The 18360-nt window shown below is 64.0% G+C and carries 16 protein-coding genes; 9 read left to right on the top strand and 7 right to left on the bottom strand.

Translation table 11 applies throughout. From position 1 onward, the window contains the following. Positions 1–1416: thioesterase domain-containing protein (locus tag CH292_RS04015; protein ID WP_256977907.1), on the top strand; the 1416-nt coding region annotated here is incomplete at its 5' end. After that, complete coding sequence (locus CH292_RS04010) at positions 1413–1661, top strand: phosphopantetheine-binding protein (RefSeq protein WP_019667398.1); 249 nt, start codon at positions 1413–1415, stop codon at positions 1659–1661. The genes CH292_RS04015 and CH292_RS04010, both read left to right, overlap by 4 nt. Before the next feature lie 63 nt (positions 1662–1724). Here the strand turns inward: CH292_RS04010 and CH292_RS04005 are convergent, their stop codons facing one another. From CH292_RS04005 to CH292_RS03990, 4 genes are read right to left on the bottom strand one after another with little or no spacing between them, the layout of a single operon-like run. Then, positions 1725–3335, bottom strand: a complete 1611-nt coding sequence (locus tag CH292_RS04005) for a (2,3-dihydroxybenzoyl)adenylate synthase (protein ID WP_094654032.1) — start codon at positions 3333–3335, stop codon at positions 1725–1727. 49 nt (positions 3336–3384) lie between these two features. After that, the gene (locus CH292_RS04000; protein WP_094654031.1) at positions 3385–4206 is read right to left on the bottom strand and encodes a sugar phosphate isomerase/epimerase; all 822 of its coding nucleotides are present in this window, start codon (positions 4204–4206) and stop codon (positions 3385–3387) included. Between the two features lie 58 nt (positions 4207–4264). Beyond that, positions 4265–6034, bottom strand: a complete 1770-nt coding sequence (locus tag CH292_RS03995; protein WP_231383820.1) for an ABC transporter ATP-binding protein — start codon at positions 6032–6034, stop codon at positions 4265–4267. After that, the gene (locus tag CH292_RS03990) at positions 6031–7764 is read right to left on the bottom strand and encodes an ABC transporter ATP-binding protein (RefSeq protein WP_094627320.1); all 1734 of its coding nucleotides are present in this window, start codon (positions 7762–7764) and stop codon (positions 6031–6033) included. The genes CH292_RS03995 and CH292_RS03990 overlap by 4 nt, the downstream gene beginning before the upstream one ends. A gap of 170 nt (positions 7765–7934) precedes the next feature. Here CH292_RS03990 and CH292_RS03985 point away from each other — a divergent pair, with 170 nt between their 5' ends. The 5 genes from CH292_RS03985 to CH292_RS29240 all read left to right on the top strand — a co-directional run bounded on the left by CH292_RS03985 (position 7935) and on the right by CH292_RS29240 (position 11501). After that, positions 7935–8735 carry a siderophore-interacting protein gene (locus CH292_RS03985; protein WP_094654030.1) on the top strand — a complete coding sequence of 267 codons (801 nt, stop codon included), beginning with the start codon at positions 7935–7937 and terminating at the stop codon, positions 8733–8735. Continuing rightward, the gene (locus tag CH292_RS03980) at positions 8732–9616 is read left to right on the top strand and encodes a siderophore-interacting protein (RefSeq protein WP_037104959.1); all 885 of its coding nucleotides are present in this window, start codon (positions 8732–8734) and stop codon (positions 9614–9616) included. The genes CH292_RS03985 and CH292_RS03980 overlap by 4 nt, the downstream gene beginning before the upstream one ends. A gap of 51 nt (positions 9617–9667) precedes the next feature. After that, the gene (locus tag CH292_RS03975) at positions 9668–10414 is read left to right on the top strand and encodes an ABC transporter permease (protein ID WP_033190660.1); all 747 of its coding nucleotides are present in this window, start codon (positions 9668–9670) and stop codon (positions 10412–10414) included. A gap of 83 nt (positions 10415–10497) precedes the next feature. After that, on the top strand, positions 10498–11364 hold the full coding sequence (locus CH292_RS03970; protein WP_256977906.1) for an ABC transporter substrate-binding protein: 867 nt from the start codon (positions 10498–10500) through the stop codon (positions 11362–11364). Then, complete coding sequence (locus CH292_RS29240; protein ID WP_256977905.1) at positions 11361–11501, top strand: hypothetical protein; 141 nt, start codon at positions 11361–11363, stop codon at positions 11499–11501. The genes CH292_RS03970 and CH292_RS29240 overlap by 4 nt, the downstream gene beginning before the upstream one ends. A gap of 4 nt (positions 11502–11505) precedes the next feature. Here CH292_RS29240 and CH292_RS03965 read toward each other — a convergent pair whose 3' ends face one another. Next, positions 11506–12933 carry an MDR family MFS transporter gene (locus tag CH292_RS03965; protein WP_094654033.1) on the bottom strand — a complete coding sequence of 476 codons (1428 nt, stop codon included), beginning with the start codon at positions 12931–12933 and terminating at the stop codon, positions 11506–11508. A gap of 63 nt (positions 12934–12996) precedes the next feature. Here CH292_RS03965 and CH292_RS03960 point away from each other — a divergent pair, with 63 nt between their 5' ends. Beyond that, positions 12997–13881, top strand: a complete 885-nt coding sequence (locus tag CH292_RS03960) for a phosphoribosylaminoimidazolesuccinocarboxamide synthase (RefSeq protein WP_094654029.1) — start codon at positions 12997–12999, stop codon at positions 13879–13881. Beyond that, the gene (locus tag CH292_RS03955; protein ID WP_094627324.1) at positions 13878–16004 is read left to right on the top strand and encodes a S9 family peptidase; all 2127 of its coding nucleotides are present in this window, start codon (positions 13878–13880) and stop codon (positions 16002–16004) included. The genes CH292_RS03960 and CH292_RS03955 overlap by 4 nt, the downstream gene beginning before the upstream one ends. Before the next feature lie 3 nt (positions 16005–16007). Here CH292_RS03955 and CH292_RS03950 read toward each other — a convergent pair whose 3' ends face one another. Then, positions 16008–16688, bottom strand: a complete 681-nt coding sequence (locus CH292_RS03950) for a response regulator (RefSeq protein ID WP_019667386.1) — start codon at positions 16686–16688, stop codon at positions 16008–16010. Next, the gene (locus CH292_RS03945) at positions 16685–18172 is read right to left on the bottom strand and encodes a sensor histidine kinase (RefSeq protein ID WP_230621146.1); all 1488 of its coding nucleotides are present in this window, start codon (positions 18170–18172) and stop codon (positions 16685–16687) included. The genes CH292_RS03950 and CH292_RS03945 overlap by 4 nt, the downstream gene beginning before the upstream one ends. Between the last annotated feature and the right edge of the window lie 188 nt (positions 18173–18360).

Here is an 18360-nt window from a genome sequence, read left to right as displayed (position 1 = left end):
CTCGACTACCTCGGCCGTTCCGACGACCAAGTCAAGATCCGCGGCTTCCGCATCGAACTCGACGAGATCCGCACCGTCCTCGAACACCACCCCGCCGTCTCGACCGCCGTCGTCATCGCCGCTGACCACCCCGGCGGCAATGACAAATACCTTGCCGCCTATTACGTCGGCACCGACGTCGATCCCGACGAACTACGCACACACCTCACCGACCGGCTACCGGACTACATGATCCCCACGGTGTTCATTCCCATCGACACCGTCCCGGTCACCCCCAACGGCAAACTCGACCACCGCGCCCTACCAACACCCGACCTCACCGCAGCCCTCACCGGCGGACAGGAACTCGAGACCGATGCGGAGAATACGATCGGCCGTCTGTTCCGCGAGGTGTTGGGACTCGCGGACGACATCGCGCTCACCTCGGACGACCACTTCTTCCGTCTCGGCGGGCACTCGTTGCTCGCTGTCCGGTTGGTCGCTCGGGCGAACGAGGAGATCGGTACGTCGTTGCTTCTGAACGACATTTTCCGGAACCCGACCGTCGCAGGTTTGGCTGCTGCAGCGCAGGTTCGCGCTGCGAGTACGGTCACCCCGACCGACGTGGCCGACGCGATACTCGTCCCGCTGTTGCCATCCTCGTCCGGGCGCTCTCTGTTCTGTGCGCACACGATGTACGGCGGCGATGCAGCCGCGTACGACGTGTTGGCCGACTACGTGCCGGACGGACTGGGGATCGTGGGGTTGCAGGACCCGGCACACGGCGGCGTCGACATCGAATTCGCCACGCTCGCCGAACTGGCCGTCGTCTACGCGAATGCGGTGCAACGTGTGCAGTCGACCGGGCCGTACGACCTGCTCGGCTGGTCCTACGGCGGACACATCATGTTCGCCGTGGCGCAGGAGCTTCGCTCGAGAGGAGAGGAGATCCATTCCTTGACGATCCTCGACACCTATCCGACCAGCGCCCCCGAGACGCCCGAGACGCCTGCGCCCGATGTGTCGTTCGTCGACGACCGGGATGCCCAGTTGGAGTACCTGGAAAGCAGACGCGAGGACTTGCTGGCCATTCTCGGCGACGAGGGAAGCCGCGCGTTGTTTGCGAACCAGACGCTCGTCAAAGCCTTTGCGGTGTCCGGTAACCGATGTGAACAACTCATGGCTCAACCGACCAGCGGCCGACTCGACTGCGGCTCGCTCGTCGTGTTGGCCGGGGAAACCATCGACAACTCCGAGGCGGAGGGGCTCGCCGCTGGACGGGGCGCCTGGCGTGTCCATCTCCCGCGGGCCGTGATCACTGTGGCCGACGGCGAAAACCACACGTCGGTGATCCTCACCGCGCGCGGACGAGCCCACTGGGGTGCGCAGCTCACCCGACGACTGGAACCAGGCGACGAAGGAGCCGAACAGCAATGACACTGAGCAGCGAACAGGTACAGGAAGATGTGGCGAACGTGCTGTACGTGGAGGTCGACGAGCTCGACCACGAATTGGATTTGCGCGAGCAGGGAATGGATTCCGTGCGCGTGATGCAACTCGTCGAGCAGTGGCGCAGCGCAGGGGTGGAGAAGGTGGACTACATCGTGTTGGCAGAGGATCCACGGCTGGAACGCTGGCTTGCGGTTCTGGAGGACCTGCAGCAGTCTGCGCAGAAAACGTAGGGACGCGAGAGTGTGGGGCCGGGAAAGGATCCGGCCCCACACTCGTCGACACGCGAAGCGGTTCTACTTTCTCTTGCTGATTTTTCCGACGGCGGTGCGTTCGAACTCGGTGACCAATTCGACGACGTCAGGAAGCTTGTACGTCGCGAGCCCCTTGGCCTTCAGGAACTGCCGAACCTTGGGCAGCGACAACGATTTCGGATCCACACCCTCGCGTGGGAGCAGGAATGCTTTGACACGCTCACCGAGGACGGCGTCGGGAATGCCCTGGACGGAGGCCTCGTGGATCGACTCGTGCGCCAGCAGCAGGTCTTCCACCTCTGCGGGTGCGACTTTCTCCCCGCCACGGTTGATCTGATCCTTCGAGCGTCCGGTGACCGTCAGGTAACCGTCGGCGCCCTGGACGACAATGTCACCCGTGCGGTAGAAGCCGTCCTCGGTGAACACGTTCTGGTGCTGAGGGGCGTTGTAGTAACCGCGGATGGTCGACGGTCCACGGGTCAGAAGGTCACCGGCGGTGCCGCTGTCGACATTCTGGCCATGAGAGCCGACGACGCGGATTTCGTCGTAGTCGGTGGTCGGGCGCCCCTGGCGAGTGGTGATGATGTCCTCGTCCGCATCGAGTCGTGTGAAGGTGTGCAGGCCCTCGGCCATACCGAAGGACTGCTGGACCGTCGCCCCGAGTTCAGGCCGAACTCGTCGCGCCGAGTCGGGGCTGAACTTCGCCCCGCCGACCTGGATGACGGCGAGCGTGGACAGGTCGTATCGCTCTTTCAGTGACGAGTTCAACCACGCCAGCGCGAGCGGGGGAACCAGCGCGACGATGGTCACACCATGCTCGGCGATGAGGGGGAAGCTCACGTCCGGACTCCCGTTGGGCGCCATGACGACTGTGCCGCCGGCAGCGAGAGTGGACAGGTAACCGGGGGAGCGCATCGCGAAGCTGTGCGACATCGGTAGCACGACGAGTTGCACTGTGTCCGAGATGATGTCGGTCATCGCGGCTGCCGCCCGCACGGAGGCGAGGTACGTCTCGTGGGTGTGCGGGACAAGCTTGGGGCGATCGGTCGTGCCTCCCGACAATGCCAGGAAAGCGACGTCCGACGGGAGCGATCGTCGACGATGTTCCAGTGTGCCCTGTGTAAGAAGCGGTTCAAGTCCATCGGCGTCGACAATGATCGTGTGTTCGAGTGTGGACGACGTCGACTTCAGCTCGGCTGCGAGGGCTGCGAGATCGTTCCCGTCGTGCGCGGCGGTGGCGATGTACCCGCGGGCACCGGATTCTTCGACGATGTAACCGATTTCGTGCAGGCGCAACGCGATCGGGGTGAGGACGGGTACTGCGCCGATCTCGTAGAGTGCGAACACCAGCGCCACATAGTCGGGAATGTTCGGGAGGTGGACCACGACGCGGTCGCCGCGCCGGATTCCGAGACGCTCGAACCCGGCCGCGAGCGTCAGAATCCGCTCGCCCAGGTGGCCGTACGTGATCCGGGTGTCACCGAAGATCAGTGCAGTCTCCTCCGAGTGCTGCTCGATCGAGCTGAACAGAAACTCCGTGAACGTCTGGTCCACCCAGATGCCCTCATCCCGGTAGCGCTGCGCGAACTCCGGTGGATAGGGGACGACTCCGTCCAGGACGAGGGGTGCGAGGTCGTGAGTGGACGCGGTCATCTATCCCTTCCTATGTGAGCGGAAATGTTGGTCAGGCCTACATTTCCGCTCACGTTGTGGTGTAATGCAGACGAGAAACCAAGGCGTCGAGCGATTCTGCCCCGTGTGCCGCGACGTCGGCTGCGGGGCGTTCGCGGTATCCGGGGTTGAAGATTTCCAGTGAAAGCGGACCGGTGTATCCGGCTTCGATCACGCCGGCAACGGGGGCGAGTACGTCGAACTCGCCGTCTCCGGGAAAGCAGCGGTGATTTCGGCTCCACTGGATCAGCTCGAGATCCATCCACGGGGCGTCGGCGACCTGAAGAAAGCCGATACCGCGGGGGTCGAGGGCGTGGATCTGTTCGATTCCGTCTCCCACCGCATAGAGGTGGAAGGTGTCGACGACGAGTGACAACGACGGGTGGTCGGCGCGCCTCAGTGCATCTTCGCCGTCGGCGATGCGGTTGATGTGGGTGCCCCAGGCCAGCGCTTCGAACATGACGGTGGCGCCATGTTCTGCTGCGGCCTCGCCGAGTGCGTGCAATTGCGAGGCGGAGAGGTCTCGGTCGTCGATGGCGTCGTCGTCGGTGTTGGAGACGACGAGGATTGCATCTCCGCCGAGCGCCTCCATGATGTCGCTTTCGCGGTGGAAACGTTGGAGTACGTCGGCGAATTCGGTTTCGGTGACACCTTCGGCGCGCCTGAACGGTTGGTAGAGGTCGACTGTCAATCCGAGGTCGTCGCATCGCCGACGGATGTCTGCGGTGCTCGATGATGCAGCCGTCAGGTCGGCGTCGAGAATTTCGACGCCGTCGAAGCCTGCCGCGGCGATGCCGTCGAGTTTGTCCTCGAGCGTTCCGCCGAGTGACACGGTGGCGATGCAGGTCTTCACGGGTGCTCCTCGGCGTAGGTCCGGCGAGGCTGACATTGATAGCCTAACCTAGCTCAGCTTAACCTAGCCTTACCTCGGAATGGGGTTGTATGTCGGCGCTGTACACGGCCCACAGTTCGGCGTAGCGGCCCGCGGCATCGAGTAGCTCGTCGTGGGTGCCTTCCTCGACGATGGACCCCCGCTCGAGGACGACGATACGGTCGCACGCACGCGCCTGCGAGAGTCGGTGCGCGATGACGATCGCCGACCGGCCATGTAGTGCCTTCGCTGTGGCCTCGTCGAGCAGAGCCGAGTTGCGCGAATCTGCCTCTGCCGTGGCCTCGTCCAGAATCGCCACCGCGGGGTCGTGCAGGACCAGCCTGGCCAGCGCGAGCAGCTGAACGTCCGCCGCGGTGATGCGGTGACCTTCCTCGCCGAGTTCGGTGTCGAGGCCACCGGGGAGCGAGCTGAGAAGGACATCCCCGCCGACGAGTGACAGTGCGTGCGTAAGTGACTCGTCCGAAGCATCCGGCGCGGCGAACGCCAGATTCTCGCGCAGTGTTGCCGAGAAGACTCGTCCCTCTTGGTTCAGGTACGCGATCCGCGATCGGTGTACCGATGCCTCGATGGTTCCGCCGCCCGGCTCGCGCACGCCGGCGATCAGACGGGCGAGCGTTGTCTTGCCCGAACCGCTCGTGCCGACGATCGCGAGGTGCTCCCCGGCGTGGAGCGTCAGATCGACGCCGTTCAGCACGGGGTGCTCCGGCAGATAGGAGAAGGATGCATCACGAACCGAGACGACGGGGCCGGTTCGCCTCACGGTCGAGTCCGGCGCGGCGGCCGGGGCGGCGTAGTTCTTCGTGACACCCACGACCCGAGCGAGAGATGCTGCGGCGGACTGCAAGTCGTCCATGACGAACATCAGCATCGAGATCGGTCCGGTGACCTGCAGGAACAACAGCGAGGCGGCGGTGATCGAACCCAGTGACGTGCCGTACCGCGCAGCCAGAACGAAACCACATCCGACGATCAGGAGCAGGCAGACCGCCTCGGCGAGGTTGATGCGGCTGAAGAAACGGTTCTGCATGATTCGAGCGCGCACCTCCCACCGTGCCACATCCCATGTTGCGCTCTGGATGTCGTTGATACGTGCATCGCCTACCTGAAATGCGGTAACGGTTGGAAGCGCCGTGAGTGTGGTGAGTACGCGTTCGCCGCGGGTGCTGTCTGCCGAGCGCAGTGCGCCGTACACCGGCGGCACCGCGGGGAGGTACCACCTCAATGCCCGTACGTACAACGGCGCGGCAAGCAAGAACGCGATGCCGAAGCGCCAGTCGATGGCCGCTGCCCCGATGACGGTCAGCACGATCGTGAAGATCGCTGCTGACAGCGTCGGCAGAATTGCTGGGAGTTCGTCGGACACGTTCCGCGTGTCGGATGCGGCACGAGTCACGATGTCTCCGACACCCACTCGTTCCACCTCGGTCTCCGTCAGATCCAGTGTCGCCGCCATGAACTTCTCGCGCAGGTCCGCGACCATCGTGTCGATGACGCGTCCGAGCGCCACCATGCCGAAGAACTCGACGACGCCGCCGATGAGGGCAGCGGCCACCAGTGCAGTCAACTGCCACCAGAACACCGCTGGAATTCCCGACGCTTCACTGGCGGTGACTGTGTCGACGATCCACCCGATGGTCAGTGGAAGGACGAGCGTCGTGGCTGCCGAGATCAGCAGAAGTAGGAGGATGCCCGCGATCCTCAGCTTCTTGCCCTCGGCGAGTTCTGTTATCTCGTTACGCATCTCGCGCCAGTCGGCGACCGGCAGACGCTGCATTTCGGTATCGCTCACGAATGTTCTCCTGCGATGCTGTGCGTGGACACTGCATGAAAGGCGGGCGAGGACGTGATGACGATCGTGGTCAATCCTTCTCGCGCAGAACGTACCCTGGTGGCGATGTCGTGCTCGGTGGCCGAGTCCACGGAATTCGTGGGATCGTGCAGAACGAGTACCGGCGGACGGCGATGCAGTGCGCGGGCGAGTGCGACGCGTTGGCGTTGGCCACCGGACAGGGTTCTGCCGCCGTCGCCGATATCGGTGTCGTAGCCGTCGCGAAGTTCGTGCTCCAGGCCGTCGCAGCGGGCTGCCTGCAGCGCGCCGCGGGCGCTGGTGTGCTCGTCCGACCCCGGAACTGCCTCCGCGGACGCCACGTTGGCAAACAACGTCGGTTCGAGGAGGTCCGGCTGATGGGGTGAGACGAGTATTCGGCGGCGGACCTCGGCCGGGTCATGTTCTCGCAAGGGACGTCCGTCGAGTGTGATGCCCGGGGTCTTGTCTTGCTCGCCGCGCGAGGTCAAGGTCATCGCGGCGACGAGCCCGTCGGCATCGATCGCGGACGGGTCGATCACGAGAAACTCGCCGGGCGTGACGAGAATCGGGTCGGTCATCTGGGGCGAGTGGATCCGAAGCGTCGGGGACTCCGGGATCGGAGCGGTTCCGAGCGCCTCCGGATCGGGGCCGATGTGCAGTTGATCGAGAACACGCTTGGCCGACGCCAACACCATCGCACCCAACGTTGCGGCGTCCTCGATGAGACTTCTCAGCGGATCGAGAAGCACCTGGGCCATGGCGGCAGCGGCGATAAGGCCGCCGATCGTGATGGAGCCGTTGAACGTGAGCATTGCAGCGATGACGGTCACCACGCCCGCGAACAGACCGGTCAGCGCATTGTTGATGCCGATGACCGCGCCCTCTGCCCTGTTGGCCGCGAGTGTGCCGCGCAGGGCCGATCGGGACACACCTCGATAATGGTCAGTGGCGGCGCGCTGAGCGTGGATGCCCGTGATCACTCGGTAGCCGGACACCAGATCGGCGGCGATGCCTGCCGCGTCCGCGACGGCATCTTGTTCTTCCTCTGCGCGTCTCTGCAGTGGACGCGCGACAAACGCCATGAGCGCCAACAGCAATGGCGACCCGAGTATGACGGTCAAGCCTAGAACCGGGTGGATGGCGAAGAGCGACACAGCCGCGACGACGATTGCGACGATATGGCCGAGTGGATACACCGCGAAATAGAGTGCGCTGCTGGCCCGGTCGCTGTCGGAGGTTGCCACCGACAGCAGCCGCCCTGGCAGCTGCGGTCCGCCTGCGGTTCCGCGTGCGTCGAGGATGCGCTCGATGACTCGCGACGACAGCTCGTACTTCGCTCGCTGTACAGCGAACCAACCGATGCGCCCGCCGAAGCGATACGTCAAGTTCATGACCACATAGAGGCCTGCGATGACGGCAAGCCACTGCAGGAACCCACCGACGGCCTCACCGGCAGGGGTGCCCGTGGTAACCGGCCCGATGCCGCGGTCGATGGCTGCACCCAATGCCAGCGGAACGAGCGTCGTCGCGGTGTTGTACAGCACCAGGAGCAGGCACCCGAGTGCCGCATGCCAGCCTGCCGATCGGATGATCGACGCCGAGAGGCGTAGCGGCGACATGCCGTCGCGGATTCTGATTCGACGCTGCGGCGGCGTGTCCGGAATGTCGAAGAAAACGGGGATGTGCTTGGGCGGATTCCAGGCGGATGTCATACGTCGGCAGGCTCGTGTTCCAGTGGGAGGGGATGGACGGTGGGGTTCCGGTGCTGCGAGCGGACGCGTCGACGGGGTTGGCCGTAGGGGTTCGACGAATCACAGGGGGTGCGCCCGACTAGTTCTATAGGTTAGCCTAACTTCGAATGCTAATCGATCAGGAGCCTGTAGTGCCTACGCCCGCCCGACGCCAGCCTTATCCCATCAAGATCCGAGCGGCAGAGGTCGTCCGGACCGAGATGATCACCGACACGATGATCCGCGTGACGTTCGGTGGAGCCGGGACCGATGGATTTGTCAGTCAGGTCGCCGACGAGCACGTCAAGCTCATCTTCCCCGACGTCGACACCGGTGAGCTGCGGCTCCCGGTGCCCGACGGCGACCATCTCGATTGGCCGGAGCCCTTCCCGACCACCCGTGAGTACACAGTCCGGAAGTACCGTTTCGAGGAGCGGGAGATCGATATCGATTTCGTCGTGCACCGACATGGGCTCGCATCGGGGTGGGCGATCGCGGCAAGGCCGGGTGACACCCTTCATGTCGCGGGACCTCCCGGCGGGGTGATCATCGATCCGGGATACGACCATTTCGTCATCGTCGGCGACGAGACCGCGCTGCCTGCGATCGCTCGCTGGGTGGAGGAGATGCCGCGTGACACCCGCGGAGACGTGTACATCGAAGTGCACACCGAATCGAGCATTCAGAAGCTGGACCCGCCGGGTGGAATCGACGTCCACTGGATTGTGACGCCGCACGGTGAGGCGTCGGGGCTCGAGACGGCAGTACGATCGACGAAGATTCCGGACGGCGCTTCGGTGTTCGTCTGGCTCGCCGGCGAGGCCGGGGACATACGTCCGCTGCGGTCCTGGATCCGGAAGGATCTGGGTTTGGGCAAGGGGGACAGCTCGATCACGGGATATTGGCGCCGAGGTGTCTCCGATACCCACGAACATCTGGACGAGGAAGAATGAGCAAGGGTTTCTACTACGCCGAAGTTGTTGCCGTCGAGCAGATCACCAAGCACATGGTGCGGGTGACGTTCGGTGGTGAGGACGTTGCCGACTACGTGAGCATCGGGGCCCCCGACGAATGCGTGACGTTGTTCTTCGCGCGTGAGGGTGAGGATCGTCCGCCTGCGATGACCGAGGTCGACGGCGAATGGTGGTTCCACGGCATCGAGGATGCGCCCGAGGGCCGCAACTACACCGTCCGTCGGTTCGATGCCGACTCCGGGCACCTTGTCATCGATTTCGTCGCGCACGAAGGCGGTGTTGCTGCCACCTGGGCGCTGAACGCGACGGTCGGCCAGGTTTTGCTGTGGACGCGGCCACGTTCCTGGTACAACATCCCGGCTACGGCGCAGTGGCAGTTGCTCGTCGCAGACATGACGGGTCTGCCTGCGCTCGGACGCATCATCGAGGAATTGCCGAGTGGCGCACAAGCTCACGCGATCGTCGAGGTGCTCGAGCGCAGTGACAAGCAGGAGTTCGAGACAGCCGGCGACGTGACGTACGACTGGCGATTCGGCTCCGGCAACGGTGATTCCGCGAGTGTGCTCGAAGACGCGGCACGTCAGTGGGAACTGCCCGACGGCGAGGGTTACATCTGGTTCGCCGGTGAGGCTGCGTCGTCCCGCGTCGTGCGAAAGTACTTCCGGAAGGAGCTCGGCTACCCGGTGACTCGATTCGAGATCATCGGGTACTGGCGCGCCAACTCCGAGCAGTGGCTGGAAAAATACAAGAAGTACCAGGAAGAAGCACTGGCGGTGTACAACGGCGCATTGGCCGCAGGCCGCAGTCAAGCCGAGGCCAGCGAGGAGTTCGACGCCATGCTGGAGCGCGTCGGTCTGTGAGTGGAAATGTAGGCTCCCGCCTATATTTCCACTCACGTGGATAATCTGCGGGTGAGTTCTTCCCTGGTCGAGCCCGGCGTTCCCCTTGCAGTCCTGTGCGTGGTCATGGTCCTGCTGGCGGCCTTGGTGTATCGAGTTTCTGCCATCGGGCGAGTGTGGACGGTGCCGTCGGCAGCTGGCCGTGGGTTCCTGCAGTTGGCCGCGGTGTCGCTGGTCCTGGCCGCGGCGCTCGCTCATCTGTGGTCTTCGTTGCTGGTGTTGGTCGTCATGTTCGCTGCGGCTGCCTTCACGTCCATTCGTCGTTCGGAGGCCGGGAGATCCGGGCTGTGGTTGACGGTCCCGCTGGCCGTGGGTATCGGCGTCGTCGTTCCATTGTGTTTGTCGACGGGAGTCGTTCCTGCCGAGGGGATTGCGATCGTGCCCGTCGGTGGCATCATTCTGGGCGGCACGATGACAGCGACGTCGCTTGCGGCTCGTCGAGCTCTGGATGCACTGTCCGAGCGGCACGGTGAAGTAGAAGCCGCGTTGAGTCTCGGCCTCACCGAACGTGATTCGCGGCTCGAAGTCGTTCGTCCCACTGCCGGGGACGCGCTGCTGCCTGGGTTGGATCAGACGCGGACGGTCGGGCTCGTGACACTGCCCGGAGCTTTCGTGGGTGTGCTGTTGGCCAGCGGTTCGGCCATCCAGGCCGGAGCCGTGCAGATACTCGTGTTGACCGGACTCTTGCTCGCTCAGACATTGGCGGTGGTCCTGACGGTCGATCTCGTCTCGCGCGGTGTGGTGCACCGCAAAAGCTGACCCACCACAACTGCGAGTGATCGATCTAGAATGCTGAGTTGGTCGAGCACTACTGATGTCTCGCGCTTTCGAAAGGATTTACGTTGTCCGGTTCACTTCTTCGGCGGCGCAGTGTGCGCGTGATCGCCGCGCTCGCCGCAGTGACGATCGGTCTCACCGCATGCAGTAGCGACAACTCGTCCGGCGACGACACCGAGACGGGAGCCGCAAGCAGCGAGACCAGGGTGATCTCGACCGACAAGGGAGACGTCACCGTGCCGGCCGATCCGCAACGCATCGCGGTGCTGTCTGCAGGACTGGCCGGATACCTCTTCACCCTCGACGCACCGATCGCCATCACCGACACGCGGCTTCTGGGCGTGACCAACCTCGACGGCGGGTTCCCACCGCAGTGGGCCGAGAAGGCGGAGGAGCAGGGCACCGAAGAACTGCCCGCAGGCGAAGCGCTGAACATCGAGGCGATCGCACAGGCAGAGCCCGACCTCATCATCGGTGGCGGACAGGGAATTTCCGCCGTCCAGGCAGACGAAGCATACGACCAGCTGACCGCCATCGCGCCGACTGTTCTGATACCCGCGTCCGTCAACACGTGGCAGGGGCAGCTCGAAGCCGTTGCCGACGCTGCGGGTGAGTCGGACAAGGTTGCCGGATTGCTCGAGGCATACGACGACAAGGTCGCCGAAGTAAAAGGGGCCATCACGGTGCCGGGATCGCCCGTGTCGTACCTGTTGTCGCTGAGCACCAACGAGCCCGCGTTCATCCCGCAGACTGCAACGTTGCCGGAGTTGCTGAAGAACGTCGGCCTCGAACCGGACGACGTGCTCACCAAAGCCGACAACCCCGAGCTCTACGGCTCGGGTGACTCGTTCATCATCAGCCCCGAACTCCTGGCTCCGGTGGCGAGCGCACCCGTCATCATCGTCGTTCCGGTCGTAGCTTGGACGAATTGAAACAGGATCCCGCCTACGCGAGTCTGCCTGCCTTTGCGTCCGGCAACGTCTTCGAGCTGCCTGCTACGAGCTACCGACCGGATTACGACGGGGTTATCTCGACCCTGGATCAGGTGCAGACGCTGTTCGCCCAGTAGATCGTCACGGCTGAGATGCCCGTCGACTCACCTGCGGCGGAGCCGCCTTGGGCATCAACGTTGCGGCGAGGAGCATGAGTACTGCCGCACCGAAGACGCCCAGGAAGACCAGATGAATAGCGTCGGACAGCTGTTCCGGTTCTGGATCCCCCGAGACGCGCGAGTTCACGATCGCCCCGAAGATCGCGACGCCCACGGCGCTGCCGATGGAGCGGGCGAACATGTTGGTCGACGTCGCCACTCCTCGCTCCGACCAGTCGACCGAGGATTGCGCCGCGATCAGCGTCGGGCTTGCGATCAGACCCATACCGAGACCGACGACGAAACACACCGCGGCGATCATCCAGATCTGCGCGCTCGCGCCGATCAGCGTTGCCAATCCGGTCCCGACGACTGCGATCGAACCACCCGTCAACGCCGTCGCTCGGAATCCGAAGCGTAGATAGAACTTGCCCGACAACGATGCCGCGATCGGCCAGCCGAGTGTCAACGTCGCCAGCGCGAACCCGGCCACGATCGCCCCGGTGCCGAGGACGCCCTGGACGAACGTCGGAACGTAGGACGTCAGGCCCAGCACCACAGCGCCGACGAGCAGAGACACGACACTGCTGACGATGAGGACGCGTCGCGTGAACACCCACAGCGGCAGGATCGGCTCGGGAGCGCGGGTCTGCTGCCAGGTGAACAATGCCAGCGAGACAAGGCCGAGGGCGAAGATCCCGACCGACATCCCCGAGCCCCATGCCCAGGACTGCCCGCCTTCCAGCAACCCGAGAAGCAACGCAGCCGCGCCGACGGTGAGCAGACCCGCACCGAGGTAGTCGATCGTGGGTTTCGAGCGGTCGACGGGCCCTTCGTGGAAGCGTCGGATCAGCATCCAGGCGGCCAGTGCGCACAGTGGGATGTTGACGAAGAAGATCCAGCGCCAGGACAGGAACTCGGAGAACACACCGCCGAGTGCAGGCCCCAGCACTGCCGACATGGCCCACACGCTGGCCAGGTAGCCCTGGGCTTTGGCGCGTTCCTGCAGGGTGTAGATGTCGCCCGCGATCGTGACGGACATCGGCTGCACCGCCCCCGCCCCGAGTCCCTGGACCGCCCGGAAAGCGATCAACGCGGGCATCGACCACGCCAGGCCGCACAGAATCGAGCCGAGGAGGAACACGCTGATGCCCCACAGCATGACCTTCTTGCGGCCGAACAAGTCGGCAAGCTTCCCGTAGATCGGCACGGACACGGCCTGGGCCAGCAGATAGATCGAGAACAGCCACGGGAACTGGCTGAAACCACCGAGATCGTCGACGATCGTCAACACAGCCGTCGCGATGATCGTCGAGTCCAGCGCGACGAGCGAGGTGCTCAGCATCAGGGCTATGAGTACGGGCCCACGTTCGGAGCGGAAGCCGACGTCTGCGATCTCGTTGGTTGCCATCACCAACCATTCTTCTCCCGACGCCGACACACGACGACATCAGGCCCAGATAGGGTTGGTTTCGTGCGCCCAACACTCAGTAGCTACCAGCATCTGGCCGGCGGCAAGGTTCGCGATCTCTACATCGTCGACGACGAGCACCTCCTTCTCGTCGCGAGCGACCGCATCTCCGCCTACGACCACGTCCTCGACACGCCGATCCCCGACAAGGGACGTGTCCTGACGGCGATGAGCGTGTTCTTCTTCGAAGAACTCGGGGGAGTGAACCACCTCGCCGGTGATCCCCTCGACGAGCGAATTCCGCAGGAACTCCTCGGACGGGCGTTGGTGGTGAAGCGCCTCGAGATGGTTCCGATCGAGTGCGTCGCCCGCGGGTACTTGACGGGGTCGGGTCTTGCGGATTACCAGCGGACCGGTGCCGTCTGTGGCGTCGCGCTGCCGGACGGTCTCGTCGAATCGAGCAAGCTCGACGAGCCCATCTTCACTCCCGCCGCCAAAGCGGCTCTCGGCGAGCACGACGAGAACGTCGACTACGCCGCCGTCGTCGACAAGGTCGGGGAGGAACTGGCGTTCAAACTTCGCGAGGACACCCTCGAGATCTACGCCCGAGCTGCCAATTTCGCACTCGACCGCGGAATCATCCTCGCCGACACCAAGTTCGAATTCGGGCAGGACGCCGACGGCAACCTGGTTCTCGCCGACGAGGTGCTCACCCCGGATTCCTCGCGGTACTGGCCGGCCGACAGCTACGAGGAAGGTCGCGTTCAGCCGAGCTTCGACAAGCAGTACGTCCGCGACTGGCTGACGGGCGAATCGGGCTGGGACCGTCACGGTGACACGCCGCCGCCCGCTCTTCCCGACGACGTCGTCGCGGCGACTCGTGCACGGTACATCGAGGCCTACGAACGCATTTCGGGCCTCAACTTCGACGATTGGGTCAAGCCATGACAGTTACTCCACCGATTGCCAAGAAGGTTCCCCTCGAACGGACCCACCACGGCGACACCGTCGTCGACAACTACGAGTGGCTGCGGGACAAGGAAGATGCCGAGGTGATCGCCTACCTCGAAGCCGAGAACGCCTACACCGAGCAGCAGACCGCCGGTCTCGAGGAACTCCGCGGACAGATCTTCGACGAGATCAAGTCACGCACCCAGGAGACAGACCTGTCGGTCCCGACGCGTATGGGCGACTGGTGGTACTACTCGCGGACCATCGAAGGCAAGTCCTACGGCCTCCAATGCCGTTGCGCCGTGGATTCTCCCGACGACTGGACACCTCCCACTCTGTCCGGTGAGGTGCCGGGCGAGCAAGTCCTTCTCGATTCCAACATCGAGGCCGAGGGGCACACCTTCTTCTCCCTCGGAGCATTCTCGATCAGCCAGGACGGTAACCTCCTGGCCTACTCGACCGACACCGAGGGCGACGAGCGGTACACGTTGCGTTTCAAGGACCTGCGCACCGATGAGATGCTGCCCGACACCATCGAGAAGGTCTCCACCGGAGCGACCTGGTCGATCGACCACGGCCACGTCTTCTACCAAACCGTCGACGAATCCTGGCGTCCCGACACCGTGTGGCGGCACAAGCTCGGCACACCATCCTCCGAGGACGTCAAGGTCTTCCACGAGCCGGACGAGAGCTACTGGGTCGGATTCGGCTCCACCCGTAGCGAGAAGTACCTGATGATCTGGGTCGGCTCCAAGATCACCTCCGAATGCCTCGTCCTGGAATCCGAGAATCCGGAAGGCGAATTCCGCGTCGTACTCCCGCGCGAAACCGGTGTGGAGTACAGCGTCGAGCATGCCGTGGTGAACGGTGAGGATCGATTCCTGATCCAGCACAACGGCTCCGTCAACGGCTGGGGAACCGACGGCGAGAAGGCGGAGAACTTCCTCCTCGCCGACGCACCCGTCGACGATCCGTCGAACCAGACCATTCTGATTCCGCACCGCGACGACGTCAGGCTCGAGGACGTCGACGCGTTCGCCGACCATCTCGTACTCAACTACCGCCGAGAAGCGTTGACACGGCTGGCTATCTGGCCGATCGGACCCGAGGGGTACGGCGACTACGAGGAACTCGAGTTCGAGGAAGAACTCTTCGCCGTCGGCGCCGGCTCGAACCCCGAGTGGACGCAGCCACTTCTTCGTCTTGTCTACACCTCGTTCATCACCCCTGGGCAGGTGTACGACTACGACGTGAAATCAGGCGAGTTGCTGCTCCGTAAGGCGCAGCCCGTCCTGGGTGATTTCCGCGCCGACGACTACGTCCAGCATCGAGAGTGGGCCGTCGCGGCCGACGGGACCCGCATTCCGCTGTCCATCGTGCTGCGCAAGGACGTTCCCGAAGGCCCTGCTCCGACCCTGCTGTACGGCTACGGATCGTACGAAGCATCGATGGATCCGGCGTTCTCCGTAGCCAGGCTCTCGCTACTGGACCGCGGAATCGTCTTCGTCGTCGCACACGTGCGCGGTGGCGGCGAGATGGGCCGCCACTGGTACGAGAACGGCAAGACTCTCACCAAGAAGAACACGTTCACCGATTTCGTCTCCGCTGCACAGCATCTGATCGACACGGGTCGGACGGCGCCGAAACACCTCCTCGCCGACGGTGGTAGCGCGGGCGGGCTTCTGATGGGTGCTGTCGCGAACCTGGCGCCGGAGCTGTTCAACGGCATCCTCGCGAACGTTCCGTTCGTCGATCCACTGACCTCCATTCTCGACCCGTCGCTGCCGCTCACGGTCATCGAGTGGGACGAGTGGGGCAATCCGTTGGCGGACAAGGAGGTGTACGACTACATGAAGTCGTACAGTCCCTACGAGAACGTCGAAGCCAAGGACTACCCAGCGATCCTCGCGATCACGTCCATCAACGACACCCGTGTGCTCTACGTCGAGCCCGCCAAATGGGTTGCCGCACTGCGTGCCACCAAGACCGGTGACTCCGACCTGCTGCTCAAGACCGAGATGAGCGCAGGCCACGGCGGCGTCAGTGGACGATACGAGAAGTGGAAGGAAGCCGCCTTCGAATACGCCTGGATCGTGCAGCAGACCGGCGCCCGTATGTGAGTGTCAGCGCCAGACGTACCTGACCTGCGGGCGACCGGCCTTTCCGTACTCGGTGTTCCGGGTGACCAGGCCGTCGTCGGCGAGGCGCTCGAGGTACCGCCAGGCCGTCACGCGCGAGACTCCGACGAGCTTGGCGGCCTCGGACGCGTTGAGCCCGTCGGGGGCGTCGCGGACGATTGCGGTGACGCCGTCCATCGTCTGCGGTGCAATGCCTTTCGGGGTCGAGGCGCGTTCGTCCGCGGTGCGCAGGTGGGACATCGCGCGGTCTATGTCCCGCTGGCTCGCGGCGTTCTCTCCCGCGGGAAGGGCGTCGTGGAACTCGCGGTACCGGTCCAGCTTGTCCCGAAACGCGGCGAACGTGAACGGCTTCAGTAGGTACAGAACGACACCGTGGGCCACGGCGGATCGGACCACCGAGAGGTCACGCTCCGACGTGATGGCGATGACGTCCGGGCTGGGCCGGAGGCCGCCGAGCGCTGCGGCGACGTCGATGCCGTTGGAATCGGGCAGGCCGATGTCCAGCAGCACCAGGTCGATCGGTTCGACGGCTTCGGCTGCGGCCCGCAGTGCGGCCGACCCTGTGTGCGCCAGGGCGACGACGGTGAAACCCGGAACGCGCTCGACGTAGCTGCGATGCGCCTCGGCGATCAACGGTTCGTCCTCGACTATCAACACTCGGATCACGAGGGCCTCCCCAGCGGAATGGTCGCGGTCAACACCGAACCGTAGGTGACCTCGGAGGTCAGTGATCCGCGGTACCGATTGACCACCTGTGTCACCAAAGCCAGACCCAGGCCGCGCGACCCGGATTTGGTCGAGTATCCGCGGGTCAGTGCAGTTCTCAGTACGTCGGCGGGCATCCCCGGGCCGCTGTCGGACACCCGAACCATCAGCTCCGATTCCGAATCACGCACCGTCACTTCGACCCACGGCTGCTCTGCTTCCTTCGACGCATCGATTGCATTGTCTATCAAATTACCGACCAGCGTGACCAATTCCCGCGGAGTGACGATGCCGGCATGTTCGAGTGCTGTGTCCTCGGTGATCGTGAGTTCGACGCTCTGCTCGGCTGCCTGACTGACTTTGCCCAACAACAAGGCGGCCAGTGCGGGTTCACCCACGGCACTCATCAATCGGTCGATCAAGTTCTGCGACAGTTCGAGGTCCGCAGTCGCGAACTCGACAGCTTCCTGCGGCCGACCGAGTTCCACCATCGTGATGACGGTGTGCAGGCGATTCGCGGACTCGTGCGCCTGCGAACGCAGCGATTCGGCGAAGCTCCGCACCGAATCGAGTTCACCGATCACCCCTTGCAATTCCGTTCGATCGCGGATCGTGAGAACGTCGCCGAGGCGTCGACCCTCCCACATCACCGGGTCGGAGTTGACGACCAGCACGCGGGTTTCGGTCAGGTGGAGTTCGCCGCCGGACGTCATGTGCTGCAGTGATTCCGGCAGGTCCGTCCGTCGAACAGGGCCGTCGGGGAGATCGAGGAGCCGCCTGGCCTCGTCGTTGACGATTTCCGCCGTGTCCCGCTTGCCGAACACGAGCAACCCTTCGCTGATGGAGTGCAGAACGGCGTCGTGATGCTCGTACATCGAACGCAACTCGTCCGGCGCCATGCCCAACGTCTGACGACGAAGTCGTCGGCTCAGTGCCACCGAGCCGCCGGCGGCGACGATGAAGGCCGAGATCACCACCCCGACGATGAGAGGAAGCCCGGCCAGGAACTGATCGCTGATCTTGTCCCTCGTCACCCCGGCCGACACCAGGCCGACGATGGCGCCGGTGGAGTCGGTCACCGGCGTCACCGCGCGGATCGAGGGACCGAGCGACCCGACGTAGGTCTCGGTGAACGTCTCACCCTCGAGTGCGCGATCGATGTTGCCGCTGAACGGCTGACCGATCAGGTCGACGGTGGTGTGAGTGAAACGAGTTCGGTCCGGCGCCATCACGACGATGAAGTCGACGCCGGTGACCTTTCGGATCCGTTCGGTCTCCGGTTGCAGGTACGCAGTGGGGTCGTCCGAGGCGATCGCCGTCGGCGTCGACGGTTCGTTGGCGATGCTCGCCGCGACGGCGATGACCTCGCGGCGGGTCGCCTCGTCGCTGTTGGACCGCTCGTTGACGATGGTCAGGAACCCGCCGGCAAGCACGATGACGGCCATGACGATCAATTGCAGGATCAGAACTTGCCCTGCAACGCTCGTCGGACGCTTCGCCACGTTTCGTTCCTTTGTTTCGTACCCGGTTCTCGTGAACAGAATGAACGTATTCGTGACTACGGTCACGAATTCCACCAACATCGTCCTCTAGCAAGGCGTGATCCAACTCACTCCATTAGTCACAAAGGACG

The sequence above is a fragment of the Rhodococcus sp. 14-2470-1a genome (assembly GCF_002259425.1).
Taxonomy (GTDB): Bacteria; Actinomycetota; Actinomycetes; order Mycobacteriales; family Mycobacteriaceae; genus Rhodococcoides; species Rhodococcoides fascians_E.
The sequence above is the reverse complement of the archived record's forward strand: the minus strand, read 5'-3'. Positions and strand labels throughout refer to the sequence as shown.

Coding starts and splice junctions, on each gene's coding strand:
- CH292_RS03990 (WP_094627320.1), bottom strand. CDS start 7,764: ATGACATCCGCCTGGAATCCGCCCAAGCACATCCCCGTTTTCTTCGAC.
- CH292_RS04010 (WP_019667398.1), top strand. CDS start 1,413: ATGACACTGAGCAGCGAACAGGTACAGGAAGATGTGGCGAACGTGCTG.
- CH292_RS03955 (WP_094627324.1), top strand. CDS start 13,878: ATGACAGTTACTCCACCGATTGCCAAGAAGGTTCCCCTCGAACGGACC.
- CH292_RS03945 (WP_230621146.1), bottom strand. CDS start 18,172: ATGGCCGTCATCGTGCTTGCCGGCGGGTTCCTGACCATCGTCAACGAG.
- CH292_RS04005 (WP_094654032.1), bottom strand. CDS start 3,335: ATGACCGCGTCCACTCACGACCTCGCACCCCTCGTCCTGGACGGAGTC.
- CH292_RS03980 (WP_037104959.1), top strand. CDS start 8,732: ATGAGCAAGGGTTTCTACTACGCCGAAGTTGTTGCCGTCGAGCAGATC.
- CH292_RS03965 (WP_094654033.1), bottom strand. CDS start 12,933: ATGGCAACCAACGAGATCGCAGACGTCGGCTTCCGCTCCGAACGTGGG.